14 protein-coding genes are annotated in these 17895 nt (G+C 61.3%); 2 read left to right on the forward strand and 12 right to left on the reverse strand.

The features are described from left to right. Positions 1 to 174: 174 nt before the first annotated feature. The 7 genes from MA884_RS26905 to leuC all read right to left on the reverse strand — a co-directional run bounded on the left by MA884_RS26905 (position 175) and on the right by leuC (position 9572). On the reverse strand, positions 175 to 2739 hold the full coding sequence (locus tag MA884_RS26905) for a FimV/HubP family polar landmark protein (RefSeq protein WP_256233338.1): 2565 nt from the start codon (positions 2737 to 2739) through the stop codon (positions 175 to 177). Positions 2740 to 2948: 209 nt separating this feature from the next. Continuing rightward, entirely contained in the window at positions 2949 to 3959 is a 1011-nt protein-coding gene (locus tag MA884_RS26910) for an aspartate-semialdehyde dehydrogenase (protein ID WP_256233339.1), read from the reverse strand. Positions 3960 to 4296: 337 nt separating this feature from the next. Next, positions 4297 to 5409, reverse strand: a complete 1113-nt coding sequence (asd, locus tag MA884_RS26915; RefSeq protein ID WP_256233340.1) for an aspartate-semialdehyde dehydrogenase — start codon at positions 5407 to 5409, stop codon at positions 4297 to 4299. Positions 5410 to 5463: 54 nt separating this feature from the next. Beyond that, positions 5464 to 6546 carry a 3-isopropylmalate dehydrogenase gene (gene leuB / locus MA884_RS26920; RefSeq protein WP_256233341.1) on the reverse strand — a complete coding sequence of 361 codons (1083 nt, stop codon included), beginning with the start codon at positions 6544 to 6546 and terminating at the stop codon, positions 5464 to 5466. Positions 6547 to 6597: 51 nt separating this feature from the next. Next, on the reverse strand, positions 6598 to 7362 hold the full coding sequence (locus MA884_RS26925; protein WP_256233342.1) for a class I SAM-dependent methyltransferase: 765 nt from the start codon (positions 7360 to 7362) through the stop codon (positions 6598 to 6600). Positions 7363 to 7497: 135 nt separating this feature from the next. Further along, positions 7498 to 8142, reverse strand: a complete 645-nt coding sequence (gene leuD / locus MA884_RS26930) for a 3-isopropylmalate dehydratase small subunit (RefSeq protein ID WP_256233343.1) — start codon at positions 8140 to 8142, stop codon at positions 7498 to 7500. An 11-nt stretch (positions 8143 to 8153) separates the two neighbouring features. Further along, on the reverse strand, positions 8154 to 9572 hold the full coding sequence (gene leuC, locus MA884_RS26935; RefSeq protein WP_256233344.1) for a 3-isopropylmalate dehydratase large subunit: 1419 nt from the start codon (positions 9570 to 9572) through the stop codon (positions 8154 to 8156). A gap of 156 nt (positions 9573 to 9728) precedes the next feature. Here leuC and MA884_RS26940 point away from each other — a divergent pair, with 156 nt between their 5' ends. Together MA884_RS26940 and MA884_RS26945 are read left to right on the forward strand one after the other, a co-directional pair. Continuing rightward, positions 9729 to 10619, forward strand: a complete 891-nt coding sequence (locus MA884_RS26940) for a LysR family transcriptional regulator (protein ID WP_256233345.1) — start codon at positions 9729 to 9731, stop codon at positions 10617 to 10619. A gap of 69 nt (positions 10620 to 10688) precedes the next feature. Beyond that, complete coding sequence (locus tag MA884_RS26945; protein WP_256233346.1) at positions 10689 to 13967, forward strand: EAL domain-containing protein; 3279 nt, start codon at positions 10689 to 10691, stop codon at positions 13965 to 13967. Between the two features lie 76 nt (positions 13968 to 14043). Here the strand turns inward: MA884_RS26945 and MA884_RS26950 are convergent, their stop codons facing one another. The 5 genes from MA884_RS26950 to MA884_RS26970 form a co-directional block, all read right to left on the reverse strand. Beyond that, positions 14044 to 14496, reverse strand: a complete 453-nt coding sequence (locus tag MA884_RS26950) for an Hsp20 family protein (RefSeq protein WP_003203872.1) — start codon at positions 14494 to 14496, stop codon at positions 14044 to 14046. Between the two features lie 119 nt (positions 14497 to 14615). Further along, complete coding sequence (locus tag MA884_RS26955; protein ID WP_256233347.1) at positions 14616 to 15575, reverse strand: tRNA-dihydrouridine synthase; 960 nt, start codon at positions 15573 to 15575, stop codon at positions 14616 to 14618. Positions 15576 to 15686: 111 nt separating this feature from the next. Next, positions 15687 to 16172 carry a thioesterase family protein gene (locus MA884_RS26960; RefSeq protein ID WP_256233348.1) on the reverse strand — a complete coding sequence of 162 codons (486 nt, stop codon included), beginning with the start codon at positions 16170 to 16172 and terminating at the stop codon, positions 15687 to 15689. A gap of 85 nt (positions 16173 to 16257) precedes the next feature. Beyond that, positions 16258 to 17091 carry an alpha/beta fold hydrolase gene (locus MA884_RS26965; protein ID WP_256233349.1) on the reverse strand — a complete coding sequence of 278 codons (834 nt, stop codon included), beginning with the start codon at positions 17089 to 17091 and terminating at the stop codon, positions 16258 to 16260. Between the two features lie 28 nt (positions 17092 to 17119). Then, positions 17120 to 17659 (reverse strand): TetR/AcrR family transcriptional regulator, encoded by a 540-nt coding sequence (locus tag MA884_RS26970; RefSeq protein ID WP_256233350.1) that lies wholly within the window; start codon positions 17657 to 17659, stop codon positions 17120 to 17122. Between the last annotated feature and the right edge of the window lie 236 nt (positions 17660 to 17895).

The raw sequence follows: 17895 nt of genomic DNA on the forward strand, positions 1-17895 counted from the left end.
TCGCGAGCAAGCTTGGCTCCCACGGGGTTCTCGGGTGTTCATGGACCCTGTGCCCAGCACAAATCCCTTGTGGGAGCGAGCCTGCTCGCGATAGCGCCCGTCAGCCACCCTAAGAATCCAGCCCAAACAAAAACGGCAGCCTCACTGGCTGCCGTTTTTGTTTACCCGATCACCTCAGGCCAGGCGCGACAACATTTCCTGCGCCTCGCTCTTTTGCGTGGCATCGCCTTCGCTGAGGACTTCGCCGAGGATATCCCGGGCGCCGTCATTGTCACCCATGTCGATGTAGGCCTGGGCCAGGTCGAGCTTGGTCGCCACTTCGTCGGTGCCGCTGAGGAAGTCGAAATCCGGCTCATCGTCGGCACTGGCCAACGCGTCTTCAGCAGTGAAAGTCGGCTGAGCCAGGTCGTCGGACAGGCGCTCAAGCTCGGCATTGACATCGTCCAGTTCGGATTCGAAGGCATCCTTGGGCTTGTCTTGCACGTCCATTTCATCGGCCAGGGACAGGTCGAAATCTTCCGGCAACTCGAGGTCGTCAGATGGAGTGTCGGCCACGGCGGGGGTAGCGGCGGCAGGCACGTCCAGGTCCTTGAGGTCGTCGTCCAGGTCCAGCAGGAAGTCTTCATCGGCCAAGGCCGGCGCCGGAGCATCGGCGCCCAGGTCAAGGTCGAACTCGGACAGATCGTCCAGGCTTTCATTGGCTTCGGTCTGCTGCTGGAGCAACGATTCGAAGTCCAGGTCGTCATCCGATGGGAACGCATCCAGCTCGGCGACAGGCTCTGGCTCTGGCGTAACCGGTGCGGCCTCCAGATCCTCAAGGCTCAGGTCGAAGGCGCCGTCGAGTTCATCATCGGTCGCCGGCTTGTCTTCCAGCAGGTCTTTGACGTACTGGGCGTCCAGTTCAGCGGCGACTGCCGCGGCGGCCAGACCGGCAGTGGTAGCGACCACCATAGCCGGGAAACGGCTTTTGAGCTGCTCGACCTGGGCATAGTTTTCGCCGTTGGCCACCAGTTGACGCTCTTGGGCAACAAAGGCGTCGCGGTCACCCTGCTGACCGTAGACTTCCATCAGTTTCAGGCGCAGGTCGCTGCGCTGAGGCTCGGCCTTGATGCCCTGCTCAAGCAGATCGGCAGCCTGATTCAAGCGACCACGATCAATGTGGGACTGGGCCTGACTCAGCACATCGTCGGAACGCTCGGCAGCCGGAGCCACCAATGGCGCGGCGATCGGCGGCGTGACGATCACGGGCGCAATCACCGGGGCGGGCTTGGGCGCTGGCTCGGGAGCGGGTTTTGGCTCGAGTTTTACGCTTGGCGGTGGAACTTCAATGCCCTCGAAGCTGCTCGGGGGCAGATCGAGCTCCGGGGAGAAGTCGGCCTCCTCCTCGAGGGCCCGGGCCATGCGCAAGTGCTTCTCGGCTTCCAACTGTGCCTTTCGGCGGCGGGCCAGCAACAAGAGCAGCAACAGGAGGATCAGCGCACCACCACCGACCAGTCCCAACAGAATCGGATTGGTCAGCAGATCGTTGTACTTTTGTTCGCCGGACGCAGCGGGAGCTGGCTCGACGGGAACCGCAGGCGGCGTCGCTTCAGGCGCGGGTGCTGACGCCGGAGTTTGAGCCGTTGGGTCCGGCGTCAATTCTGCCGACATCGCCGGGGCCGACTCGTCGGCGGGTGGTACGGCAACTCCGTCGGCTTGCATCTTGGCCAGTTGGTTGTTCTTCAGTTCGATCAGGCGTTGCAGCTTGTCCAGCTGGCTTTGCAGATCAGCCATCCGACTTTTCAGTTCTTCATTGTCGCGGCGAGCCGAATCGAGGCTTTCCTGGGTAACCGCCAGTTTATTGCTCAACGCCTGTGCATCGCCGGCAGCACCTTTGGCGCCCGCCTTCGCGGCTTCGGCGGAAACCAGACTCAGGTTATCGCGACCGGCCGCCTGGGCCGGTGCTGTTTGACTGCCACCCCGCTTGGTACCGTCCAACTGCTGCTGGCCCGACCGAGCGACGCCCCGGCGCCCCTGGCGCCAGGCGGCATTCTGCGCAGCCACTTCAGCGATGGCCTGGGGTTGCGGCAACGCGGTGCTTTGCACCGGATCCGGCAAGCGCAATACCTGGCCGGTCTTGAGCAGGTTGATGTTGCCGTTGATGAATGCGTTCGGGTTCAACGCCTGGATCGCTAGCATGGTTTGCTGGATCGACCCGCCGTTGCGCACCTTGGCGGCAATTTCCCAAAGCGTATCGCGTGGCGTGGTGGTGTATTGGGAGGGCTTGGTGGCCCCGGTCACCGGAGTGGATACGACCTGGGACGGCTTCGTCCGGGCGGCATCAGCAGCCTGGGGGGAGAATTTGGAAGGATCGATCAACATGCTGTAGTCGCGCAGCAGCCGGCCATTGGGCCACATCACCTGCACCAGGAACTTGACCATCGGTTCGGACAGCGGCTGGCTGGAAGTCACACGCAGGACGCTCTTGCCATTGGCATTGATCACCGGGGTGAAGGTCAGGTCATTGAGAAAGGCCTGCCGGTCGATTCCGGCCTTGGCGAACTCCTCGGGCGAGGCCAGGCTCGGCACGACTTCGGCGGCGGTCAATTGCTGGACGTCGAGCAGCTCGATCTCGGCGACCAGAGGCTGGTTCGGCGGCGACTTCAGGGTCAGTTCCCCGAGCCCGAGCGCTTGCGCCATACCGGAGGACAGCGCCGAGGCGGCCGCTATTGCTAACACCAGTTTGCGAACTTGAACCATAGCCTCTTCCTTTGTTTGAACATTCCTCGGCCAGCGAGAAGGTGTTGATGCCGCTGCCGTAAGGCATTACGCGCCACCCCGAAGCGACGGCGCGCGCGATCGTTTCACTCGTGCCCGGGGAAAGCCCCGAGAGGGAGGTTCGCCTTCAGCACTCTGGCCAAGCATAGCGCCCAGCTAGAATCATTCGACAAATTGTTGCCAAGTATCTTTTACAGCAGGTCTTTTATCAACAACTCAGCCACTTGCACAGCATTGAGCGCCGCGCCCTTGCGTACGTTATCTGACGTCAGCCACATATTTAGTTCCGCCGGGTCATCGATCCCCCCGCGTACACGCCCCACGTAGACCACATCCTGCCCTACCGCGTCGCCTACCGGGGTCGGGTAATCGCCCGCCTCCACCCACTCGATGCCGGGCGCCGCTTCCAGGGCTGCATTGACTTTCGACAGGTCGATCGCGCTGGCTGACTGCACGGTCACGCTAAAGCTATCGCCGAAAAACACCGGGGCTTGAATGCAAGTGACGGAAATCTTTAACGAAGGCTGTTCCAGCACCTGACGCAATTCGCGCACCAGACGCTTTTCCAGCAGCGTATGGCCCTGCTCGTCCGGAGTGCCAACCTGAGCCAGCAGGTTGAACGCCATCTGCCGGTCGAAGAATTTTGGTTCAAGGGGACGCGCATTGAGCAACTCGGCGGTCTGACGGGCCAGCTCACTGACAGCTGCGCGGCCCTGGGCGGACACGGCAAGACTGGCGGTCAGGCTGATGCGCTGCAACTCCAGGCAATGGCGCAGCGGCGCCAGCACCACGGCCAGCGCGGTCGCCGACGCACTGGGGCTGCTGACTTGAAACGGCTTGCTCAGACCCGCCAGCAGCCCGGCGTTGGCTTCCGGCACGATCTGCGGCGCCTGCTCTGGCGGCAAAGCGCCGGACAGGTCGATCAGCGCGCAACCGGCCGCCGTGGCACGCGGGGCGAAGCTCAGGGTCACCGCCGGGCCGGCGGCAAAAAACACCAGTTGGACTTTGCCGAAATCGAATTCGTCGACTTCGCGCACCCGCACGTTTTTGCCGCGAAACATCACCGAGCTTCCCGCCGACTCGCTGCTGGCCAGCAGGTGCAGGTTGCCGATCGGGAAGTCACGCTCTTCGAGAATCTGGACAAGGGTTTCGCCGACAGTACCGGTGGCGCCGATCACGGCAATATCAAAGGACTGGCTCAAGGGTCTACCTCAGGTAAAACGTGGGGAGCGGCACTTTACCGGGTGGGGGGTATGCAGGCAATTGGCTGGAGGATTTGCAGTGCCATAACTGGCCTCATCGCGAGCAAGCTTTGCTCCCACAAAGGCTCTTCCCACAGAGGCTCTTCAGTGGATCTTCAGTGGCCGCAAAACCTGTGGGAGCGGGTTTGCTCGCGAAGGCGGCAGTACATCCAGCACCTTTACCAGCTGGCCCATCGCATTCGCGAGCAAGCCCGCTCCCACAGTTGACCGTGCATTCAGCTCCATAAAAAAACCCGCACCTCTCACAAGGCACGGGTTCTTTCACAGCAGTGACCGATCAGCGTTCGAGCAGGATCCGCAGCATGCGGCGCAGCGGTTCGGCCGCGCCCCACAGCAACTGGTCGCCGACGGTGAAGGCGCCGACGAACTGCGAGCCCATATTCAGCTTGCGCAGACGGCCCACCGGTACGTTCAAAGTGCCGGTGACCTTGGTCGGGCTCAGCTCCTGCATACTGATTTCGCGATTGTTGGGCACCAGCTTGACCCAAGGGTTGTGCTGGCTGATCAACCCTTCGATGTCGGCGATCGGCACGTCCTTGTTCAGCTTGATGGTCAGGGCCTGACTGTGGCAGCGCATGGCGCCGATACGCACGCAGATGCCGTCCACCGGGATCGGGCTCTTGAAGCGCCCCAGGATCTTGTTGGTTTCAGCCTGGGCCTTCCACTCTTCACGGCTCTGGCCGTTCGGCAGTTCCTTGTCGATCCACGGGATCAGGCTGCCGGCCAGTGGCACGCCAAAGTGCTCGGTCGGATACGCATCGCTGCGCATCGCCTCGGCGACCTTGCGATCGATGTCCAGGATGGCACTGGCCGGGTTGGCCAGGTCATCGGCGACAGCGGCGTGGGTCGCGCCCATTTGCTTGATCAGTTCACGCATGTTCTGCGCGCCGGCCCCGGAGGCCGCCTGATAGGTCATGGCGCTCATCCACTCCACCAGTCCGGCCTCGAACAGGCCACCCAGCCCCATCAGCATCAGGCTGACGGTGCAGTTGCCGCCAATGTAGTTCTTGGTGCCCGCGTCCAGTTGCTGGTCGATGACCTTGCGGTTCACCGGGTCGAGGATGATCACCGCGTCGTCCTGCATGCGCAGGCTGGAGGCGGCGTCGATCCAGTAACCCTGCCAGCCGGCTTCACGCAGTTTCGGGAAGACTTCGCTGGTGTAGTCGCCACCCTGACAGGTCAGGATCACGTCGAGGGTCTTGAGCTCGTCAATGCTGTAGGCATCCTTGAGCGCACCGGTGTCCTTGCCCACGGACGGGCCCTGGCCACCGACATTGGAGGTGGTGAAAAACACCGGTTCAATGAGATCGAAATCCTGCTCTTCCAGCATTCGCTGCATGAGCACGGAACCGACCATGCCGCGCCAACCGATCAGACCTACACGTTTCATCGCAACTACACCTATACAAAAGTGGGCCACCGTCGAAGCGGTGGGCCGCAAAGATTACAGATTACGCAACGCGGCGACTACTGCATCGCCCATTTGCTGCGTACCGACTTTGGTACAACCGGCCGACCAGATGTCGCCCGTGCGCAAACCCTGATCCAATACCACACTGACCGCCTTCTCGATGGCGTCAGCCGCATCATTGAGGCTGAAGCTGTAGCGCAGCATCATCGACACCGACAGGATGGTTGCCAACGGGTTGGCAATGCCCTGCCCGGCAATGTCCGGCGCCGAACCGTGGCATGGCTCGTACATGCCTTTGTTGTTGGCATCCAGGGAGGCCGACGGCAGCATGCCGATGGAACCGGTGAGCATCGACGCTTCGTCGGACAGGATGTCTCCGAACATGTTGTCGGTGACGATCACATCGAACTGCTTGGGCGCGCGCACCAGTTGCATGGCGGCGTTATCGACGTACATGTGGCTCAGTTCGATGTCCGGATAATCCTTGGCCACCTGCTCGACCACTTCGCGCCACAGTTGGCTGGAAGCCAGGACGTTGGCCTTGTCCACCGAGCACAGTTTCTTGCCGCGCACGCGCGCCATGTCAAAACCGACCCGGGCGATACGACGGATTTCGCTCTCGCTGTACGGCAAGGTGTCGTAGGCCTGACGCTCGCCATTATCCAGCTCACGGGTGCCGCGCGGGGCGCCGAAGTAGATACCGCCGGTCAGTTCACGGACGATGAGGATGTCCAGGCCCGATACGATTTCCGGCTTCAGGCTCGAAGCGTCGGCCAGTTGCGGGTAGAGGATGGCCGGACGCAGATTGCCGAACAGGCCCAATTGCGCACGGATCTTCAGCAGGCCGCGTTCTGGGCGAATGTCGCGTTCGATCTTGTCCCATTTCGGGCCGCCCACGGCGCCCAGCAGCACGGCATCGGCGGCACGGGCACGGTCCAGGGTTTCATCGGCCAGGGGGACGCCGTGTTTGTCGATGGCAGCGCCGCCGATCACATCGTGGCTGAGTTCGAAGCCCAGGCCGTACTTGTCGTTCGCCAGCTCCAGGACCTTGACCGCTTCGGCCATGATTTCCGGGCCAATGCCGTCGCCTGGGAGAATCAGAATCTGCTTGCTCATGTTTTCCTCATTTGCTCTGTCGGCCCGCGCTTGGACTGGCCGGAAAAAGTGCTACCGCTCGGCCCACAGCACCAGCACGTCTGTACTGAATGAACCATCGGCCTCAATCTCAAAATATTCACGCACCTCAACACCCATCGATCGCTGCAGCTCACGGATCGCCCCGCGCATCACTTCGGGGGTGCGCATGCGCTCGACCCACGATTGGTACTCCAGGCGCAGGCGTTGGCGCGTGGTGCTGCGGGTATGCAACCCCGCTTCGCTGACCTGGCGCAACCATTCGCCGGCCGAATAATTGCGAACATGGCTGGTGTCACGCAGCACTTCAACGCTTTGCAGGTACGTGTCCAGCAACGGCATGCCAGGTGACAGGACATCAATGAACGCCGCCGCTCCACCCGGCTTGAGCACCCGGCGCACTTCCCGCAGCGCCAGACCCAGGTCGCTCCAATGATGCGCCGAATAGCGGCTGAACACGAAATCGAACTCAGCGTCAGCGAACGGCAGGCGCTCCGCGGCGCCGCACACCGTGGTGATGTTACCCAGGCCACGATCCGCTGCCGCGGCGGCCACGACGTCAAGCATTGCCTGGGACAAGTCGTAGGCCACCACTTCCCCGGCCAGCGGCGCCACATGGAAACTCACATGCCCGGCGCCGCACCCCAGGTCCAGCACACGGGCCTCGCCACGCCCGGCAAGCTCAGCCTGCAGCAGCGCGAACTCAGTGCCCTGGGCGTGTACGGCGCTGCTCAGATAGGCCGAAGCCTGTTCACCGAATTGCTTTTGTACAACCTGACTGTGGGCGGTGGTGGTCATGGGGACTTCCTTTGGGCTGTGTCTGTTCTGGCCTCATCGCGAGCAGGCTCGCTCCCACAAGGGGTTTTGTTTGCGCCGCAAATCCAATGTGGGAGCGAGCCTGCTCGCGATGGCATTTTCACGCCTTACACAAGATCAGGCATCACGAAACAGCCAAGGCTGGCTCGCCCGGTGCTTGGCTTCGAACGTGGCAATCGCCTCGCCGTCCTGCAAGGTCAGGCCGATGTCGTCCAGACCGTTGAGCAGGCAGTGCTTGCGGAATGCATCGATCTCGAAATTCAACACCTTGCCGTCAGGACGGGTCACGGTCTGGGCTGCCAGGTCGACCTGCAGTTGATAGCCGGGGTTGGCCTCGACCTGCTGGAACAGCTCATCCACTTCAGCGTCGCTCAGGATGATCGGCAACAGGCCGTTCTTGAAGCTGTTGTTGAAGAAGATGTCGGCGTAGCTCGGCGCGATGATGCTGCGAAAGCCGTACTCTTCAAGGGCCCATGGCGCGTGCTCGCGACTGGAACCGCAGCCGAAGTTCTCGCGAGCCAGCAGGACACTGGCGCCCTGGTAACGCTCGGCGTTGAGCACGAAATCCTTGTTCAACGGTCGCTTGGAGTTGTCCTGGTATGGCTGGCCCACATCCAGGTAGCGCCACTCGTCAAACAGGTTCGGGCCGAAACCGGTGCGCTTGATCGACTTCAAAAACTGCTTGGGGATGATCTGGTCGGTGTCGACGTTGGCACGATCCAAAGGCGCGACAAGACCAGTGTGCTGGGTAAAAGCTTTCATGCTGCGCTCCTTCAGATCAATTCACGGACGTCGACGAAACGGCCGTTGACGGCGGCGGCGGCGGCCATGGCCGGGCTGACCAGATGCGTACGACCACCGGCGCCCTGACGGCCTTCGAAGTTACGGTTGGAGGTGGAGGCGCAATGCTCGCCCGACTCCAAACGGTCCGGGTTCATCGCCAGGCACATCGAGCACCCAGGCTCACGCCATTCGAAACCGGCCTCGAGGAAAATCTTGTCCAGACCTTCGGCCTCTGCCTGGGCCTTCACCAGGCCCGAGCCTGGCACCACGATGGCTTGCTTGATGGTCGAGGCGACCTTGCGGCCCTTGGCGATCACCGCCGCTGCGCGCAGGTCTTCGATCCGCGAGTTGGTGCATGAGCCAATGAACACACGGTCCAGCTGAATGTCAGTGATCGCCTGGTTGGCGCTCAAGCCCATGTATTTCAGCGCGCGGACGATGGAGTCACGCTTGACCAGATCCATTTCCTTGGCCGGATCGGGCACGTTCTGGTCCACGGCCAGGACCATTTCCGGGGAAGTGCCCCAACTGACCTGCGGCTTGATTTGCGTCGCGTCGAGTTCGACCACGGTGTCGAATTTCGCGTCGGGATCGGAGACCAGATCTTTCCAGGCTTGCACCGCCATGTCCCACTCGGTGCCCTTGGGAGCAAACGGACGGCCCTTGACGTACTCCACGGTTTTTTCATCCGCGGCCACCAGCCCGACACGAGCGCCGGCTTCGATGGACATGTTGCAGATGGTCATGCGCCCTTCCACGGACAAATCGCGGATGGCGCTGCCGGCGAACTCGATGGCGTGGCCGTTCCCACCGGCGGTGCCGATCTTGCCGATCACGGCCAGGACGATGTCCTTGGCGGTCACGCCGAACGGCAACTTGCCCTCGACGCGCACCAGCATGTTCTTCATTTTTTTGGCCACCAGGCACTGGGTGGCGAGCACATGCTCGACCTCGGAGGTGCCGATGCCGTGGGCCAAGGCGCCGAACGCACCATGGGTGGACGTGTGGGAGTCGCCGCAGACCACGGTCATGCCGGGCAAGGTCGCGCCCTGCTCCGGACCAATGACGTGGACGATACCCTGGCGCACGTCATTCATTTTGAATTCAACGATGCCGTATTCGTCACAGTTATCGTCAAGGGTCTGAACCTGCAAACGCGACACCTGATCGGCAATGGCTGCGATGCCGCCCTTGCGCTCCGGTGTGGTCGGCACGTTGTGGTCCGGGGTCGCGATATTGGCATCGATGCGCCACGGCTTGCGCCCGGCCAGACGCAGGCCTTCAAAGGCTTGCGGCGAAGTCACTTCGTGGATGATGTGACGATCGATGTAGATCAGCGCCGAACCATCGTCCCGCTGCTTGACCAAATGCGAATCCCAGAGCTTGTCGTAGAGCGTTTTGCCGGCCATCAGACGGTTCCTCATCAGCTTGTTTCTATGCCCCGGGTCTTGAGTGAATCAATAACCCCTTGGCTTGTGAGGCTGATCTTATGAGGCTACATTAAATAACTCAAATTCATATTTTTCATGCTTTGCATAACCATTTGGAATTCGAACGAAACTACCATGGACCTCGCCAGCCTCAACACCTTTATCGCCATCGCCGAGACCGGCAGTTTCTCCAGCGCCGGCGAACGCCTGCACCTGACCCAGCCGGCCATCAGCAAGCGTATTGCCGGGCTGGAGCAACAACTCAAAGTGCGCCTGTTCGATCGGCTCGGCCGAGAAGTCGGCCTGACCGAGGCCGGCCGCGCCCTTCTGCCACGGGCCTATCAGATTCTTAATGTGCTGGATGACACCCGCCGTGCCCTGACCAACCTGACCGGCGAAGTGACCGGCCGCCTGACGCTCGCCACCAGCCACCATATCGGCCTGCACCGACTGCCACCTCTATTGAGGGAGTTCACCCGACGCTACCCACAGGTAGCGCTGGATATTCAGTTCCTGGATTCGGAAGTGGCCTACGAAGAAATTCTTCATGGCCGCGCGGAGCTGGCGGTCATCACCCTCGCCCCGGAGCCTCACACGCTGGTGCGCGCCACGCCGGTGTGGGACGACCCGCTGGATTTCGTGGTGGCGCCGGAACACGCGCTGTTGGACAACGGCCCGGTCAGCCTGGCAGACATCGCCTTGCATCCGGCGGTTTTTCCGGGGGGCAATACCTTTACCCACCACATCGTTCAACGTCTGTTCGAGGCCCAGGGCCTGACGCCGAACATCGCCATGAGCACCAATTATCTGGAAACCATAAAGATGATGGTCTCCATTGGCCTGGCCTGGAGCGTCCTGCCGCGCACCATGCTCGATGACCAGGTGGCACGCATTCCTTTGCCCGGCATACAGCTCAGTCGCCAGCTAGGCTATATCTTGCACACCGAACGGACGCTGTCGAATGCTGCACGGGCTTTCATGTCCTTACTGGACGCACAAATCGATCTGCCAGGGACAAGGGCATAGGTTGTGCTACTCCTATAGAGCCGAAACGCCTGCGCCCAACGCCCAAATTTGCCCAAGGCTCGCGAGATAATGCCCAAATCCGCTGACAACTTCCCGCCCCTGCCGCGCATTCAGGCGCTAGACCCAAAACGGTCCGAGCAAAGCTGGGACAGCGCCCCGCAGTTGCTGGCGGCTCTGAACGGGGCGCGGCTGGGAGCCTGGTCGTGGGACATTGATACCGGACAGATCAGTTGGTCGCGGGGCACCCAGGCGCTGTTCGGCTTCGATCCACGCCAGCCCCTGCCGGCGGATGTGGACTATCTGGACCTGTTGCTCCCCCAAGACCGAGCGAAGGCCATCCGCGCCTTTCATGCGGCCGTGGCCGGTGCGCCACTGGAACAGGCCATGCACCACCGTATCGTCTGGCCTGACGGCAGCCTGCACTGGCTGGAAATCAACGGCAGCGTACTACCCGACAAACACGGCCGCCCTCGAATGATCGGCGTGATTCGCGAGATCACCCACCAGCGCGAACGGGAGCAGGCACTGCGCAGCTCGGAAAAACGCTTCGCCACGCTCTTTCACCTATGCCCGAACATGGTGCTGCTGACTCGCCAGGAAGACGGGCTGATCATTGAGGCCAACCAGTACTTCGAAAGCCTGTTCGGCTGGCCGCTGCACGACATAATCGGCCGTACGACACTGGAGCTGGGCTTATGGGTCGACCCCGGGCAGCGGGTAAAACTGGTAGAGGCCATCAAGGCCAAGGGCGAAATGGCGAGCATGGAGGTGGAATTACAGGCCAGTAATGGCCAGGTCCACAGCGGCCTTCTCAGCGCCCAGAGGGTCGAACTGGAAGGCCAGCCCTACCTGCTGAGCACTTTCCTTGACACCACCGAACGCAAACTGGCCGAACAAGCGCTCAAGGACAGTCAGGAACGCCTCGACCTGGCCCTCGATTCGGCGCAACTGGGCACCTGGGACTGGCACATTCCCAGCGGCATGCTCTACGGCTCGGCCCGGGCGGCGCAATTGCACGGCCTGGAGCCAAAGCCCTTCCACGAGTCGTTCGACGCGTTTTTCGAAGGGGTGCCCGATGATGAGCGCAACAACATGCGCAACGCCTACCGCAGCCTGCGTGAAGGCCCGGCGGGAAACTATCAACTGACCTACCGCGTACAAATGCCGGACGGCGGCTCTCGATACCTTGAAAGCCGCGCACGCCTCTATCGTAATGACGACGGCAGCCCGTTGCGCATGGCCGGCACCCTGCTGGACATCACTGACCAGGTAGAACGCGAACAGAGCCTGGCGGCATCGGAAGAAAAATTCGCCACGCTGTTTCAAGTCAGCCCCGACCCGATCTGCGTGACCCATCAGGACACTGGCCGGTTCCTCGAAATCAATTCCAGCTTCACCCAGACCTTTGGCTGGTCAGCCACCGATGTGATTGGCCTGAGCGCCGACGAAATCGGCCTGTGGGATGCCTCGAGCAGCAGCCTGCAACGCATCGAAAGAGTGATACGCGATCGCTCCCTGAACAACGTAGCCGTCGTCGTCCATCATAAAAACGGCCAGCCGCTGACTTGTGTGATATCCAGTCGACAAATCAATGTCGGCAACCAGCCCTGCATCGTTACCACCCTGCGCGACATCACCCAGCAACAGCGCTCCGAAGCGGCCCTCAAGGCCAGCGAGGAGAAATTCGCCAAGGCGTTTCATTCCAGCCCTGACGCCATCACCATCACCGAATACGAAAGCGGCCGCTACCTTGAGGTCAATGACGGCTTCTGCCGCCTGACGGGCTACCGCGCCGACGAAGTGATCGGGCATACGGTCTACGAGGTCGGCATCTGGGCCGAAGAAAAACAGCGCATGGCGCTGCTGGCCGAACTGGAGCTCAAGGGTCGGGTGCATCACCAGGAAATGCTCGGGCGCAATAAACGCGGGGAGATCCTCACGGTGGAGGTCTCGGTCGAACCCATCATGCTCAATGAAACGGCCTGCCTGTTGCTGACCGCCCGGGACGTGAGCCTGCTAAGGAATGCCGAAGCCCAGATCCGCCACCTGGCCTATCACGATCCGTTGACCAACCTGCCCAACCGCGCCCTATTGATGGATCGGCTGAGCCAACAGATCGCTTTGCTCAAGCGCCATAATCTGCGGGGCGCTCTGTTGTTTCTGGACCTGGACCACTTCAAGCACATCAACGACTCCCTGGGCCACCCGGTGGGCGACACGGTGCTGAAAATAATCACAGCGCGCCTGGAAGCCAGCGTGCGTCTGGAAGACACCGTGGCGAGGCTGGGCGGCGACGAATTCGTGGTGTTGCTCAGCGGCCTGGAAGGCACCCGCAGCGCGGTCAGCCAACAGGTACAAAACCTGGCCGACACCCTGCGCGAATTGCTTTCGGAGCCGATGTTCCTCGATGGCCAGCGGTTGCAAGTCACGCCGAGCATCGGCATGGCACTGATTCCCGACCACGGGTCCACCCCGACCGACCTGCTCAAGCGCGCCGACATTGCGCTGTATCGCGCCAAAGACTCGGGGCGCAATACCTCGCAGATGTTCCACGCCACCATGCAAAAAGCCGCCAGCGAACGGCTGCGCATGGAGACCGACCTGCGCCAGGCCTTGGCCCGAGGCGAGTTCAGCGTGCATTTCCAACCCCAGGTTGACGCCCGGGACAACCGCATCATTGGCGCCGAAACATTGGTGCGCTGGCATCATCCCGAATTGGGCGCCCAATCGCCGAATGAATTCATCAAAGTACTGGAAGACAGCGGGCTGATCCTGGAAGTCGGAACCTGGATCCTTGATGAGGCCTGCAACGGCTTCAAACAACTGATCGCCAAGGGCAAGATCGATCCGCTGCAATTCAGCCTGTGCGTGAATATCAGCCCACGGCAATTCCGCCAGAGCGACTTCGTCGAGCGCATCGAAAGCTGCCTCGCCACTTATGGCCTGCCTTACGCCATGCTCAAGCTGGAAATCACCGAGGGCATTGTGATCCAGAACCTGGACGACACTATCGCCAAGATGCGTCGCCTGAAAAAATTGGGGGTGAGCTTCGCCATGGACGATTTCGGCACCGGTTATTCGTCGCTGACCTACCTCAAACGTCTGCCGGTGGACACCCTGAAAATCGATCAGTCATTCGTGCGCGACGCCACCAGCGACCCCAACGATACCGAAATCATCCGCGCCATCGTCGCGATGGCCCGCAGCCTTGAGCTGGAGGTGATTGCCGAAGGTGTCGAGACGCCGGAGCAACTGAGTTTCCTGCAGGGGCTGGGTTGCCATTTGTACCAGGGCTACCTGCACAGCCGGCCGTTGCCGCTGGAGGGGTTTGAGCGGCTGTTGCCCTGACGGAGGAACCCGCAATGAGGGCTCCACAAATGAAGAAGGGCGCCAATGGCGCCCTTCTTCATGAGTTGCGAATGCATCAGTTTTGCAGCGCGGGTTGTTGCTGCGCCCCGTTGATCGGGATGCGCTTGGCTTTCGCCTCTTCCGGGATCACTCGCAACAGGTCGATGCTCAACAGACCGTTGCTCAGGCCGGCGGACTTGATCTCGATATGATCGGCCAACCGGAAGGACAGCTTGAACGCACGCTGGGCGATACCCTGGTGCAGGTAGGTCACGCTGTCGTTGCTCGCTTCGCGCTTACCGCCGCTGATGGTCAGCACACCTTTTTCCACTTGCAGGTCCAGGTCTTCTTCCTGGAACCCGGCGGCGGCAACCACGATGCGATACTCGTCATCGCCATGTTTTTCCACGTTGTAGGGTGGATAGCTGCTGCCCGGTTCGTTGCGCAAGGCGGTTTCGAACAGGTCGTTGAAACGGTCGAAGCCCACCGAGGAACGGAACAGAGGGGCCAGGGAAAATGCAGTACTCATGATTCAAATCTCCTGAAAAGTTCAGCAAGGTTTTTTGTCTCCGCGACCCGAATTCGGCATCGCGTATCCCTTATCTAGGGACCGCCAAATACTTTTCAAGAGGTTGTTTTGAAATTTTTTCAGGCCGCTTCAGTGCGCTCCACGCCCAGCAAATGGCCTACCGCGTCCAGGTCGGTTTCCCGGCGCAGGGCGGTAAACAGCTCCACCGCTTCGGGATAATTACGGGTCAACATCGCCAGCCACTGCTTCAACCGGCCAGGCGCCTGGCGTGGCGTCAATTGCTCGACCACCTGCACCCAGAAGTCCTGGAGCATGGGTTGCAACTCGGCCCAGGACATCTCGATCACCTCTTCACCGGCCCTGGCCGCAGCGATCTGCCGGGCCAGATCAGGACGGGACACGAGGCCGCGACCGAGCATGATGTCTTCCACGCCGCTGATCTCGCGGCACCGGCGCCAGTCTTCCACGCTCCAGATATCGCCGTTGGCGAACACCGGGACCTTGACCACCTCCTGGACCCGCGGGATCCACTCCCAGTGGGCCGGCGGCTTATAGCCGTCGGTTTTGGTCCGCGCATGCACCACAATGTGCGCCGCGCCACCTTCGGCCAATGCCGTGGCGCAGACCAACGCCCCATCCGGGCTGTCGAAACCCAGGCGCATCTTGGCGGTGACGGGAATGTGCCTGGGTACCGCGCGACGCACGTGTTCGACAATTTCGTTGAGCAGCTCCGGCTCCTTGAGCAACACCGCCCCACCCCGTGATTTATTCACAGTCTTGGCCGGGCAGCCAAAGTTCAGGTCGATGACCTGCGAACCGAGCTCGCAGGCCAATGCGGCGTTCTCCGCCAGGCACACCGGATCGGAACCCAACAACTGCACCCGCAACGGCACGCCGGCAGCGGTCCGGGCATCGGTCAGCAACTCAGGGGCGAGCTTGTGGAAATAGGCCGGTGTGAGCAGACGGTCATTGATGCGAATGAACTCGGTCACGCACCAGTCGATACCGCCAACACGGGTCAGAACGTCCCGCAGGATGTTGTCAACCAACCCCTCCATGGGCGCCAAGGCAATTTGCATGGAAAAACACACTCAACGAAAAACGTGCGGCAGTTTACCGGATTTTGCCCACAACATCGGAATTCACCGCCAACCCCCTGTGGGAGCGAGCCTGCTCGCGATGGCGCTGGGTCAGCTTGCAAAGATGCCGGATGTGCCGCCGCTATCGCGAGCAGGCTCGCTCCGACAAGGGTTCAACGCAGGGCCATAACCTTCGATAAACTCCGGCGGCATGCGCTTGGGTTTGCCAGTGGACAGTTCGATGCAAACAAAAGTGGTCTGGGCGCGCAGCACAGTGGTGTTGTCGCTGGGGCGAATCAGCTGGAAATGCCGATTCATCTTCAGCCGCTGATCCCAGTCGACGATCCAGGTGGCCAGTTGCAGTTCGTCACCTTCGTAGGCAGCCGCCAGGTAATCGATCTCATGACGCACCACCGCCATAGCCCGGTCCAGCCGCCGATACTCCACCAGATCCAGCCCCAGGCGTTGGGAATGGCGCCAGGCACAGCGCTCGAGCCAGGTGACGTATACCGCGTTATTGGCGTGGCCCAGGCCATCGATGTCTTCAGCATTTACTTGGAGATCAATAATGAACGGCGTTGCCCGATCCCAGCCCATGCCCCTCTCCCGGTCGAATTTGGTTGGGGCCAGTGTAACGGATCCGAGCTTGACCGCCATCGCGGGCAAGCCTCGCTCCCACAGATCAAGCCGATTGCCGCGCTTGCAGGCTACGCCCGGCCAACAGTGATAACACACCATCAATGACACGCGGATCGGCCAGCACCCGCTGGTGCCCGCCCTGTGGCAAGCGCAGCAAGCGGCTGTCAAACCAGGCTTCGTGAATCAGTTGCGATTCCTTCGCCGAGACAAAGGTGTCGTCGTCGGCATGGACGATCAGCCCCGGCACGTCCAGTTGATAATGGACGACGTCCATCTTCGAGGCTCGCATGCCCACATCGTTTTCCACCAGGCGAATGAAGGCCGAACGGGCATTGGGCGGTAGCCCCATCATTCGGGCGAACCCACGCAGCACGCCAAGAATCCGGGCAGGAGCAGCGATGCTGACCAAGGTCTCGGTCCGCAACCCCAACTGAACCGCCAGCATGGCACTGGCGCCGCCCATGGAGTGCCCGATCACGGCTTGCAACGGCGGTAGTTCCGCAGCAGCTTCGAGCATGGCCCTGGCGAACAGCAAGACATTCGCTTCGCGGCCAGGAGAACGACCATGGGCCGGACCGTCCAGCGCCACCACCGTGTAACCGGCGTCGATCAACGCAGTGATCAGCGCCGCGAATTGGGTGGGCCGCCCTTCCCAACCGTGCATCAGCAAGACGGTCGGACCTTTGCCCCAGCGCAAGGCCGAAAGACCGAAGCGCAGGGTTATGCGCTCGGAAGTCGCCAGCAATGGCAATTCCCAGTCCCGTGGCGGCAAGTTTCGGGGACGCATGAACAGTACCCGCATTTTTTTCGCAACCAGGCGCGGAGCCACCCAACCCAGTGTGCTATTGACGCCACGAATCCAGCTCAACCTGTCCATCGCTCATCTCCAGGGCTTGCGCCTTAGCTCATCGCACCGCCGACTTGGCGGCGCGCAGCAAACGGTCCGACAACTCGCCCGGGCCCAACGCCCGAGCCAGGGCCAGGCCACCAACCATCAAGGCGATGTCGGCCAAGGCTTTGTCGGCGTCTTCCGGGCTGGCCGCCAACTGTGCGACCAACAGCTCTATGTGCTCATTGAGCACTGCACGAAACTCATCGGGCAGCCGACCCAGTTCGCCCACCGACGCCGGAATCGGACAGGCCTGCTCGGTGGAATCTCTATGCTTGCGCGACAGATAGAACGCTGCCACCAGGGCACGTCGCTCTTCACCGGTCAATTCGGTATCCATGTCGGCGATCAGTCCACGGCGCTGGCCGAGCAGTTGCTTGAACGCCTCCAGCATCAAGGCGTCCTTGCTCTCGAAGTGGGCGTAGAAGCCCCCTACCGTCAACCCGGCCGCCCCCATCACCTCGCCGACACTTGGCTCAGCCGGTCCACGCTGGATCAGCGCGGCACTGGCGGCCTTGAGTATGCGTTCACGGGTCTGCGCTTTTTTATCGCTCATCGTCACCTCCGAATATTACGATTGAAATATTATCCATGTAATAAATTTCCGCAAGCGGAAATTTTGACCGCTGGTCAGAAGCATCTTTTCAAGGAATTGGAGGTTGGCCGAACGCCAGACAAACAAAAGGGTCATTCAAGAATTGAATGACCCTTATAAAATCCCGCAGAGCGGGTAATCGTGGCGTCCCCTAGGGGACTCGAACCCCTGTTACCGCCGTGAAAGGGCGGTGTCCT

Origin of the sequence: Pseudomonas sp. Q11 (genome assembly GCF_024494355.1) — a bacterium.
GTDB lineage: Bacteria > Pseudomonadota > Gammaproteobacteria > Pseudomonadales > Pseudomonadaceae > Aquipseudomonas > Aquipseudomonas hefeiensis.